8 protein-coding genes are annotated in these 10,658 nt (G+C 69.1%); 3 read left to right on the forward strand and 5 right to left on the reverse strand.

Annotation, left to right across the window (positions count from 1 at the left end; all coding sequences use genetic code 11):
* Positions 1-19: 19 nt before the first annotated feature.
* Positions 20-1,054, forward strand: coding sequence for a zinc-dependent alcohol dehydrogenase family protein (locus tag ABZX92_RS43460; protein ID WP_355571654.1), 1,035 nt, complete (start codon positions 20-22; stop codon positions 1,052-1,054).
* On the opposite strand, the gene ABZX92_RS43465 is transcribed toward ABZX92_RS43460, so the two are convergent.
* Positions 1,038-2,510: an NAD(P)/FAD-dependent oxidoreductase gene (locus ABZX92_RS43465; protein ID WP_355571644.1), complete on the reverse strand. Its 1,473-nt coding sequence runs from the start codon at positions 2,508-2,510 to the stop codon at positions 1,038-1,040. The genes ABZX92_RS43460 and ABZX92_RS43465 overlap by 17 nt on opposite strands.
* Positions 2,511-2,631: 121 nt before the next feature.
* On the opposite strand from ABZX92_RS43465, the gene ABZX92_RS43470 reads away from it, so the two are divergent.
* Complete coding sequence (locus ABZX92_RS43470; RefSeq protein ID WP_355571656.1) at positions 2,632-3,216, forward strand: TetR/AcrR family transcriptional regulator; 585 nt, start codon at positions 2,632-2,634, stop codon at positions 3,214-3,216.
* On the opposite strand, the gene ABZX92_RS43475 is transcribed toward ABZX92_RS43470, so the two are convergent.
* From ABZX92_RS43475 to ABZX92_RS43490, 4 genes are all read right to left on the reverse strand, one after another.
* Positions 3,182-3,889, reverse strand: a complete 708-nt coding sequence (locus tag ABZX92_RS43475; RefSeq protein WP_355571646.1) for a glutamine amidotransferase — start codon at positions 3,887-3,889, stop codon at positions 3,182-3,184. The two genes, ABZX92_RS43470 and ABZX92_RS43475, sit on opposite strands and share 35 nt — an antisense overlap.
* On the reverse strand, positions 3,882-5,129 hold the full coding sequence (locus ABZX92_RS43480) for a MurT ligase domain-containing protein (protein ID WP_355571648.1): 1,248 nt from the start codon (positions 5,127-5,129) through the stop codon (positions 3,882-3,884). The genes ABZX92_RS43475 and ABZX92_RS43480 overlap by 8 nt, the downstream gene beginning before the upstream one ends.
* Before the next feature lie 77 nt (positions 5,130-5,206).
* On the reverse strand, positions 5,207-5,692 hold the full coding sequence (locus ABZX92_RS43485; RefSeq protein ID WP_355571650.1) for a helix-turn-helix transcriptional regulator: 486 nt from the start codon (positions 5,690-5,692) through the stop codon (positions 5,207-5,209).
* Positions 5,693-5,807: 115 nt separating this feature from the next.
* Entirely contained in the window at positions 5,808-7,370 is a 1,563-nt protein-coding gene (locus ABZX92_RS43490) for an LCP family protein (RefSeq protein WP_355571652.1), read from the reverse strand.
* A 421-nt stretch (positions 7,371-7,791) separates the two neighbouring features.
* Here ABZX92_RS43490 and ABZX92_RS43495 point away from each other — a divergent pair, with 421 nt between their 5' ends.
* Positions 7,792-10,638: a glycine--tRNA ligase gene (locus tag ABZX92_RS43495; protein ID WP_355571658.1), complete on the forward strand. Its 2,847-nt coding sequence runs from the start codon at positions 7,792-7,794 to the stop codon at positions 10,636-10,638.
* The last annotated feature ends 20 nt before the right edge of the window (positions 10,639-10,658 follow it).

The following is a 10,658-nucleotide window of genomic DNA, read 5'->3' on the forward strand; positions in this document are numbered from 1 at the left end:
GTCACCGGCGCCACGAGAGGTGCGGGCTACGACGATCTACGGCACCCGTGACATCCGAGTCGAGGAGGTGCCGGACGCGTCCATCAAGGACGCGACCGACGTCGTCGTCCGGGTCGAGCTGGCGTGCATCTGCGGTAGCGACCTGTGGGCGTACCGCGGAGTGGCGAAGCGCGAGGGCGGGCAGCGGATCGGGCACGAGTTCCTCGGCATCGTCGAGGAGGTCGGCAGCGAGGTGAAGACCGTCAACGTCGGCGACCGCGTGATCGCGCCGTTCGTGTGGAGCGACGGCACCTGCGCGTACTGCGCGGCCGGGCTGCAGACCTCGTGCCGCAGCGGCGGCTTCTGGGGCAGCAAGGGCAGCGACGGCGGTCAGGGCGAGGCGGTCAGGGTTCCGTTGGCCGACGGCACGCTCGTCCGGGTCCCCGCCGACGCGTCGCCGGACCTGCTCCCGGCGTTCCTGAGCCTGAGCGACGTCATGGGCACCGGCCACCACGCGGCCATGGGTGCGGGCGTCGGGCCCGGCAGCACGGTCGCGGTCGTCGGTGACGGCGCGGTCGGCCTGTGCGGCGTGCTCGCGGCCAAGCGGCTCGGTGCCGAGCGGATCATCGCGATGGGACGGCACGAGGACCGCGCGAAGATCGCCAAGCTCTTCGGCGCGACGGACCAGGTCGCCGAGCGCGGTGAGGCCGCGGTCGAGCGGATCAAGGAGATGACCGGCGGGCTCGGCGCGTCGAGCGTGCTGGAGTGCGTCGGCACGGAGCAGTCGTGGGAGACCGCGATGGGCATCGTGCGCGACGGCGGCAAGATCGGCTACGTCGGTGTGCCGCACGAGATGCCGGGGCTGCCGCTGGGCAAGCTGTTCGGGCGCAACATCAACATCGGTGGCGGGGTCGCCCCGGTGCGGGCGTACCTGCCGGAACTGCTGGCCGACGTGCTCGCCGGGCGGATCGACCCCGGTCCCGTGTTCGACAAGACGGTCCCGCTCGACGACGTCGCCCTGGGCTACCAGGCGATGGACGAGCGGACCGCCCTGAAGGTCATCGTGAAGCCGTAGTCAGCACGTAGTCCTCGGCGCGCACGCGCTTGGTCCGCATCCAGTACCGCCAGGTGAAACCCGGCCACACGGTGCGGTTCACGCCCTGCGCGTCGAGGTACCAGCTCTGGCAGCCGCCCTGGGTCCAGACGCCCTTGCGCAGCTTGCCCTGGATCTCGCGGTTGAACTCCTGCTGGGCCTCCACTCGCACGTCCAGCTCCGCTGCGCGGTGTTTTTCGAGGAGCTGCAAGCACTGCGAGATGTACCGGATCTGCGACTCGATCATGAACACGACCGAGTTGTGCCCGAGTCCGGTGTTGGGGCCCAGCAGGAAGAACAGGTTGGGGAACCCCGAGACCGTGATGCCGTAGTAGGTCTCGATGCCCTCCTCGCGCCACTGCTTCGCCAGGTCGACGCCGCCCTTGCCCTGGACGTCGAGGTAGTCGAACGAGTCGGTGACGTGGAAACCGGTGCCGTAGATGATGACGTCGACCTCGTGCTCGACGCCCGCACTGTCCACAACGGAGTTCTCGCGCACCTCGGAGATCTTGTCCGTGACCAGATCCACGGTCGGGTAACCCAAAGCGGGGTAGAAGTCGTTGGAGATCAGCACTCGCTTGCAGCCCACGGTGTAGTCGGGCTTCAGCTTCCGTCGCAGCTTCGGGTCCGGCACCTGTTTCTTCATGTGCCGCAACGCGATTCCCTGTGCGAGCTTCATGATCCGAGGGTTGACCGCGAAGCCCAGCGCTGAGGACTCACGCGTCCAGTAGACGAAGTCGCGGTACAGCCGTTGCGTGAAGGGCAAGGCGCGGAACAGCTTCTGCTCCCAGCCGGTGATCTCGCGGTCGGCCTTGGGCATGATCCACGGCGGCGTCCGCTGGAAGATCTTCATCGACGCGACCTGCTTGGCGATCTTCGGGACGAACTGGATCGCGGACGCCCCGGTGCCGACGACGGCGACGCGCTTGCCGGTCAGGTCGTAGGAGTGGTCCCACTGCGCGGAGTGGAACGTCTTGCCGCCGAAGTTCTCGATCCCGGGCAGCTCGGGGATGTTCGGGATGTGCAACGCGCCGACGCCGGCCACCAACGCGGTAGCGGTGTACGTGTCGCCCTGCTCGGTCGTCACCTGCCAGCGTTTGACGTCCTCGTCCCACTGCGCGCCGGACACCTTGGTGTTGAAGCGGATGTGCGGCCGCAGCTCGTACTTGTCGGCCACGCGCCGCAGGTAGTCCCAGATCTCACCCTGTTCGGCGAACATCCGCGACCACTTCGGGTTCAGCTCGAACGAGAACGAGTACATGTGCGACGGCACGTCACACGCGCAGCCCGGGTAGGAGTTGTCCCGCCACGTGCCACCGAGGTCGGCGGCTTTTTCGAGGACAACGAAGTCGTGCTCACCGCGCCGCTTGAGCTCGACGGCCATGCCGAGGCCGGAGAAGCCGGTGCCGATGACGAGCACTTTCGTCTCTCGATGCATGGGGCAGTCCCTCCGCTCACTGAGCCTACTTCGCAGTAGGTTACTCGAAGTAAGTTACGAGCGGTAGACTCCGTTCGTGACTGCACAGGCGCCCCGGCGTCGCATGCCCAAGGCCCAGCGCATGGCCCAGATGCTCACGGTCGCGGAGGAGATCTTCGCCGAGCAGGGGTATCTGGCCACGTCGATGGACGAGATCGCCGAACGCGTCGGCGTCTCGAAGCCGATGCTCTACGAGTACTTCGGCTCGAAGGAAGGCCTGCTCATCGGGTGCATCCACCGGGCGCGCACGGAGCTGCGGGAGAAGACCGCGCAGGCGATCGCGGGCGCTCAGTCGCCGGAGGAGTTCCTCAGGCTGGGGCTGCGGGCGTTCTTCGAGTTCATCGACCAGCACCGCAGGTCGTGGGCGCTGCTGCGGCAGGAGGCGGCCGTGGCCGTGCCGTCCGCGCAGGAAGAGGTCGAAGGCATCCGGCAGCAGCAGACGGACATGATCGGGGCCGTGCTGGCGTCGTTCACGCCGGACATCGACCCGCTGGAGGCCGAGGCGTTCGCGGAGATCGTCGTGGGTGCGACGGAACGCCTGGCGGTGTGGACCGAGCGCAGGCCCAAGGTCGGACCCGCGCTCGCCACTGACTACGTGATGGCCGTGATCTGGCCTGGCGTCAACGAACGCCTCAGGAAGCTGCCCGAACCCGCTCAGCCCTCATAGCGCTGACGGCCGGGAGGTCCAGCGGCGCGACCTTCGTGCCCGTCACCCACTCGATCAGCAGGTCGGCGAGCTGCGGGTTGCGCGGCAGCACCGGTCCGTGCAGGTAGGTGCAGAGGATCCGGCCCTGGACGGCGCCTTCGACGCTGCCGTCGTTGCCCGTGCCGACCTTGACGTGCGCGAGCGGCTGGGCGGCCGGGCCCAGGACCGTGCGGCCCTGGTGGTTCTCGAACCCGCTCAGCACGCCCTCGAACAGGCCGTTCGCCGGCTCCGCGAGCACCTCGCCGATCGCGCGGCTGCCACCGGCGTGCGAGGTCGAGTCGATCAGGCCCATGCCGGGGTGCGTCACGTTGTCGGCACGGGTGAAGCTCTCGCCGAAGATCTGGATGCCGGCGCACACGCCCAGCACCACGGCGTTCTTCGTGACGGCGCGCTGCAGGCCGGGGTGCTCGCGCAGGTGCTTCACGGCCAGCGTCTGCGCCGTGTCCTCACCGCCGCCGACGACGTAGATGTCGCACGAGTCCGGTACCGGCTCGCCGTAGTTGATCGGCACGATCTCGGCTTTGATGCCGCGCCACGTCATGCGCTTCTCGAGGACCACGGCGTTGCCGAAGTCCCCGTACGTGCCGAGGAGATCCGGCAGCACGAGCGCGATCTGGATTGTCGACTCACTCATCAGCGGCAGCCCTGGCATTCAAGTCGCGGAACGCGGTGTAGTTGGCGATGACCTCGACCGCCCCCTGTGGCATCTGGTCGATGGCCTTCAACGGGTCGGGCACGATCGTGTGCTGGACCTCGGCGTACGTGAGGCGCACGGCGAGATCCGTGGCGCGTTCGCCGGACGCGATGACCGTGCGGCCCTGCAGGCGCTCGAACGGGACGTCCCACAGCCAGCTCAGGTCGCGGCCGTCGGCCTCCTGGGCGTTGATCACCAGGACGGCCGGGTGGCTGGCCTCCTTGACGACCGTGAGGGTCTCGCTCCAGCCCGCGGGGTTCTTGCTGAGCAGCAGACGCGCGCTGCGGCCGTTCCGCTGGATCGTGCGGTAGCGGCCGCTGACGTTGGAGACGCCGCGCAGCCGAGCGATCGCGTCTTCCGTGGGCACACCCATGGCGTGTGCGGCGGCGGACGCCATGACGGCGTTGGCCTGGTTGAACTTGCCCGGCAGCGTGAGCCGCAGCTCCAGCTTCTGGTGCTCCGGCGTGATCATCGACTCGTCGGCGGTGATCCAGTTCGGGTGCGGGCGCGCGAGGTCGCAGCCCGTGCAGTGCCAGTGCTCGCCCTGCCAGCGGATCGGGTTGCCACAGCGCGGGCAGCTCGCCGAGTCGTGGTGCCAGCCGGTGCCGGTGGCGACCCAGACGACCTTGGCGGCGTTCCACGCCGCGCTCGTGACCATCACGTCGTCGCAGTTCGCGATGATCGTGCAGTTCTGCAGCTTGGTGATGGTGTCGCGCAGCGAGCGCTCGATCGTGCGCACCTCGCCGACGCGATCCAGCTGGTCGCGGCTCAGGTTCAGGATCACCGCGACGGCCGGGTTGCTCGCCCCGGCGACCGCGGGGAAGTAGCCCTCGTCGCACTCCAGCACGGCGTACGGGGCGTCCGGCTGCTTCGACAGCGCCGTGACGTGACCGTCGGGCATGTTGGCGCCGCTGTGGTTCGTGGCGACCTCACCCAGCGCGGCGACGGCCCTGGCGAGCATCATCGTGCTGGTGGTCTTGCCGTTCGTGCCTGTCACCACGGCGACCTTGCGGCCCTGCGTCAGCCGGTTCAGCGCCTGCGGGTCGAGCTTCAGCGCCACCCGGCCGCCGATCATGCCGCCAGCGCCGAGCCCCATCTTCTGGGACAGCGAGGAGCTCAGGTTGCCCAGTTTCACTGCGGCCGCGGTGCGCAGAGGGAGGCGGGCGGGGGAATCGTTCACCCCGGCGATGCTACCGGCGGTGGAGAAGTGACCGTTTCGGGCGGTCGTTGCGTTGGTGTGAACGGGGTTCGGTACAACTACTGGCTCAGCGCACGCAACGTGCGGATGAGCTCCAGCGTCGGGAGTTGGCAGAGTTGCGCCATGTTCTCGAGTGCGGGCAGGTCGAGGTGCACTTCCGCCGACGCCCCGGGAGGCAGCGCGTGCAACCTGCCCATCGCCCAGCGCTTCAGCGGCACGAGACGCGGGTGGTCGGACGCGGCGACGGCGGTGAGGTTCAGGGTGAGGTGGCCGGCCGGGGTGTCGCCGAAGAAGCGTTCGTGCACACGAGCGAGGACTTCGTGCGCCGGGATGTCCAGGGCGTGGCAGATCTCCACCAGGCGCACCACCGAGCACTGCCGGGTGCCGAGCTCGTAGGTCGCCAGCGTCTGCAGCGAGATCTCGGTCTGCAGCCGCTTGTTGAGCTCCTTGCGGGTCCAGCCGCGCTGCTTGCGAAGGCTGCGGATCTCATCACCGAGCACGCGCTGGTACGCCGCTGTGTCGATTTGTCCGTTCGCGGTCTGCACTGGTCCCTCCACCCCGTGAGCGGGTCTCACGGTGATGGAAGGCGCGAGTTCTTCGCTGCTTACGCAACTTACTGCCGGAATCCCCCGAATGGGGTATATAACTCTACTCTCGGTATCAGTTTACGCAGCGCACGCCGTCTGCCGAGATGGGTTTCGGGGCTGCCGGGTCAGCCGGTTGCTGACGGGCACCGTCCAGGGCGAGTACTCCAGAACCGGTGAAACCCTGCGCGCCCGGACCCGAGTAGTCCGAGCCGAGGAACACGCGGACCCGGCCGGCGGGCACGTTGACGTCCTCCTCGGTCTTCATGCCGCCGAGGGCCTTCTGGACCGCGTTGGCGCCGTTCTCGCCGCCCTTGCCGTAGCGGACGACCGACTTGGCCATCGCCTCGGCGTTGCCCGTCTGGCCCTCGCCGAAGCCCTTCGCGACGAGCGACTGCAGCACCGTGCCCGCGAGGCCCGCGATACCGGAGGCGTTGCGGACGTCGACGATCACCGAGGCGTTGTCGAACTTCGAGTCCGGCGCGTTCGACGTCGCCGCCGGGTCCTTGCCCAGGTTCTTGATGAACGTGTGGACCTCGCGCTCGTCCACCTCGACCGCGGAGCCGTCCTCGGGGGTCTGCAGGTCCGGGTTGCCGGTCGGGATCGTCTGGAACGTCATGTTGCCGCCCGTCAGGTCCTTCATCTGCAGGGCGAACTTGGTGATGTCCCAGCCTTCGTCGAGCACGAGCGCGCCGCTGACCGCCTTGATCGTCTCGCTGCGCTTGGTGCTGTCGGTGAGCACGCCGGCCGACAGCATCTTCTTGGCGAGACCCGCCATGAAGACCTGCTGGCGCACGACGCGGTCGAGGTCGCCCATCGGCAGGCCGTGGCGCTGCCGGACGAACGCCAGCGCGTTCTTGCCCTCGATCGTCTGCGGGCCGGCCGGGAAGTTCGCGCCGGAGAAGCTGTCGCGGACCTTGGCGTTGAGGCACACGTCGATGCCGCCGACGGCCTTGGTGATGTCGTAGAAGCCGACCAGGTTGACCTCGGCGTAGTGGTCGATCGTCACGCTGGTCAGGTTCTGGATGGTCTCGATGAGGTTCTTCGCGCCCGCCTTGCGGGTCGCCATCTCGACGTCGGGCGCGCTCTTGCCGCTGCCCTGCAGCTTCTCGGCCTCTTGGCCCTTGGCGTACCCGTAGGCAGAGTTGATCTTGTGCCGGCCGAAGCCGCCCGCGATCTTCACGTAGGAGTCGCGGGGGAACGACACGGCGTAGGCCTTGCCGCTGTCGTTCGGGATGTGCAGCAGGATCAGCGTGTCGGTGTTGAAACCGCCGTCGTCGCTGCCGCCCGCCTGCAGCTCGTTGAGGATGTTCTGCGGCAGCGGGTTGCCCTTGGAGTCGGTGCGGCTGTCCATGCCGACGAGCAGGATGTCGATCGCGCCGTCCGCGGGCTTCTCGCCGGCGTCGACGATGCCCAGTTCCTGGGTCGTGAGGCTGCCCGTCAGGTCTTTCAGGTTCTTCCACGCGATGCCGGTGACCAGCAGGATCACCGCGGACAGCATGCTGACGAAGATCTTGCCGCCGGTGGAGGCGCCGCTCTTCGGAGCCGGCTTGCGGGTGGCGGGCCTGGGGCGCGGGCGGGGAGCGGCGGTGGCCTTCGCCTTGGCCGGCGTGGTGCGGACCGTCGGGCGGTCGGCCACCGGACGCGGGCGCGGGGCCGACGAGGTGGCGCGGGCCGGTTCACGACGGGGCGGCTCGCTGCGGTTCTCCCGCTTCGGGGGCTCGCGGCGCGGCGGTTCGGCGCGCTTCTGCGGCTCGCGGCGCGGCGGTTCTGGCTGCCTGCGCGGGGGCTCTGAGCTGCTGCGCGGGGGTACCTGCGGGCGGCGGGGCTGCCCTGCCTGGGGACGCGGGGCGGAGGGTCGCCTGGGAGTACCGTTCGGTTCTCCTGGCCGCGGCGGCCGGTTGTCCACACCCACTCCTCTCAGCTTCTTCGGGTACCCCAAGTAGACGCGCGGGAGCTCCACTCGGTTGTGCAAAGGGTGACACAGTGGTGGAGGCCACCTGATCCAGGCCCCGTGACCAGCGGTTTTGTCCGCTTCGTAGACTCGTGCCGTGTTGACGATGCAGGACGCGCTGCTCGCGCTGACCAAGTACTGGACCGATCGAGGCTGCATCGTCGTGCAGCCCTTCAACACCGAGGTGGGCGCCGGAACGCTGAACCCGGCGACCGTGCTGCGGGTGCTGGGTCCCGAGCCGTGGCGCGTCGCGTACGTCGAGCCGTCGGTGCGGCCTGACGACGCCCGTTACGGCGAGAACCCGAACCGCCTGCAGACGCACACCCAGTTCCAGGTGATCCTGAAGCCGGATCCGGGCGACCCGCAGGAGCTCTACCTCGGATCGCTCGAAGCACTGGGCATCGACGTGCGGGCGCACGACGTGCGGTTCGTCGAGGACAACTGGGCCTCGCCCGCGCTGGGTGCCTGGGGGCTGGGCTGGGAGGTCTGGCTCGACGGCCTGGAGATCACCCAGTTCACCTACTTCCAGCAGGCCGGCGGCATGACGCTCGACCCGGTGTCGGTGGAGATCACCTACGGCATCGAGCGGATCATGATGGCGCTGCAGGGCGTCGACCACTTCAAGAAGATCGCTTACGCGCCCGGCATCTCCTACGGCGAGGCGTTCGGCCAGGCCGAGTACGAGATGTCGCGGTACTACCTCGACGACGCGGACGTGGAGCGCAACAAGCGGCTCTACGAGGAGTACGCGGACGAGGCGCAGAAGATGATCGACGCGCGGCTGCCGGTGCCCGCGCACAGCTTCGTCCTGAAGTGCTCGCACCTGTTCAACGTGCTCGACGCGCGTGGTGCGATCTCGACGACCGAGCGCGCGCGTGCGTTCGCCCGGATGCGCGGGCTGGCACGCGGGGTCGCCCAGCTGTGGGCCGAGCGCCGCGAGGAGCTCGGGCATCCGCTTGGTGTCGCTGAACTTCCTGGTGCTGCCGCGGCGCCTTCGTCCTTTGCGGACGTGGTGGCGCCGGCGACGTTGTTGTTCGAGATCGGTACCGAGGAGCTGCCGCCGCACGAGGTGCTGCGGACGGTCGACGCGGTGCGTTCCGCTGTCTCTGCGAAGCTCGAAGCGACTCGGCTGACTTTCGGTTCCGTTGCCGTGCACGGGACTCCGCGCCGGATTGTGGTCACGGTGCCTGCGGTTTCGCCGCGGGAGCCGGATGCCGAGCGCACTGTGCGTGGTCCGCGGGTGTCGGCTGCCTTTGACGCCGATGGCAACCCGACGAAGGCCGTGCAGGGCTTCGCGCGTGGCCAGGGTGTCGAGGTCTCGGCGCTCGGGCGGGTGGTCGAGAACGGCGTCGAGTTCGTCGCGCTGACCAGGACGGATGCCGGTCGTGGCGCGGTCGAGGTGCTGAGCGGGCTGCTCGCCGAGGTCGTGTCGGACCTGCGCGCCGAGAAGAACATGAAGTGGAACGACCCGAAGCTGTCGTTCACCCGGCCGATCCGCTGGCTGCTGGCGCTGCTCGGGACCACGCCGGTGCCGGTCGCGGTGTCGTCGCTGTCTTCCGGTGTGACCACTCGGGTGCACCGGACCGCTGCTTCGCCGGTGGTCTCGGTGTCCACTGCGGACGGTTACCTGGAGTTCCTCGCCGGCCACGGGATTCAGGCTGACGCCGCGGCCCGTTCGGCTGCGATCGTGGAGGCCGCGCAGGCGCTGGCGGCGTCCGTCGGCGGTGTCGTCGAGGTCGACGGGCTGCTTCCCGAGGTGACGAACCTGGTCGAGTGGCCGACGCCGATCCTCGGGTCGTTCGAGGAGCGGTACCTGGAGCTGCCGGCCCAGATCCTGACCACGGTGATGCGCAAGCACCAGCGGTACCTGCCGGTTCGTTCCGCGGACGGCGCGCTGCTGCCGCACTTCGTCGCCGTGGCCAACGGTGAGGTGGACGCGGACCTGGTGCGGGCGGGCAACGAGGCCGTGCTGCGGGCGCGGTACGAGGACGCGGCGTTCTTCTGGCGGGCGGACCTCAAGACGCCGCTGGAGGAGATGAAGTCGGGTCTCGCGAAGCTGACGTTCGCGGACAAGCTCGGCTCGATGGCGGACCGCGCTGCCCGGATCGCCGCTCTGGCAGGTCGTTTCGCTTCCGTGGTCGACGTCGACCGGGAGACGCTGGACCGCGCCGGTGCGCTGGCCAAGTTCGACCTCGGCTCGCAGATGGTGATCGAGCTGTCGTCGCTGGCCGGTGTGATGGCGCGCGAGTACGCGGCGCGGGCGGGGGAGACCCCGGAGGTCGCGCAGGCCCTGTGGGAGATGGAACTCCCGCGCTCGGCCGGTGACGCGCTGCCGTCGTCGGTGCCGGGGGCGCTGCTGTCGCTGGCCGACCGCTTCGATCTCCTGGCGGGCCTGTTCGGCATCGGTGCGCAGCCGACCGGTTCGTCGGACCCGTTCGGTCTGCGCCGCGCTGCTCTCGGTGCGGTGACGGTGCTGCGGGCGTTCCCGGACCTGCGCGAGATCACTCTGCCGGTGGCGCTTTCGCTTGCCTCCGAAGGCCTTGAGGTGTCTGCCGAGGCGCTGGAGACCGCGCGGGAGTTCACCGTGCGGCGCTACGAGCAGGCGTTGCTCGACGCGGGCCACGAGCACCGGTTCGTCCAGGCGGTCCTGCCGCTGGCCGACTCGCCGGTGCTGGCCGACGAGACGCTGACGCAGCTGGAGTCGTTGGCGGGCAACGAGTCGTTCGACGCGTTGGTCGCGGCCCTGCAGCGCGTACGCCGGATCGTGCCGGCCGACGTCGCTGCTTCCTACGACGCCTCGGTGCTGTCCGAGCCGGCGGAAGTGGCGCTGCACAAGGCGTTCGAGGGTGTCTCGCGGGATGTCGTCGGCCTGGCGGCGTTCGTCGTCGGCTTGTGCAGCAGGTCGTCGAGCTGCTGCTCGGTGAACTCCGCGATCGGCTGGTCGGCGGGGTAGAGGCCGGAGTGGGCGAGCAC

It is taken from the genome of Lentzea sp. NPDC006480, assembly GCF_040611995.1.
Taxonomy (GTDB): Bacteria; Actinomycetota; Actinomycetes; order Mycobacteriales; family Pseudonocardiaceae; genus Lentzea.

Bases quoted from the DNA above. Each gene is read 5' to 3' on its own strand.
- ABZX92_RS43475 (WP_355571646.1), bottom strand. From the start codon at position 3,889: ATGAGTGAGTCGACAATCCAGATCGCGCTCGTGCTGCCGGATCTCCTC.
- ABZX92_RS43495 (WP_355571658.1), top strand. From the start codon at position 7,792: ATGCAGGACGCGCTGCTCGCGCTGACCAAGTACTGGACCGATCGAGGC.
- ABZX92_RS43470 (WP_355571656.1), top strand. From the start codon at position 2,632: ATGGCCCAGATGCTCACGGTCGCGGAGGAGATCTTCGCCGAGCAGGGG.
- ABZX92_RS43465 (WP_355571644.1), bottom strand. From the start codon at position 2,510: ATGCATCGAGAGACGAAAGTGCTCGTCATCGGCACCGGCTTCTCCGGC.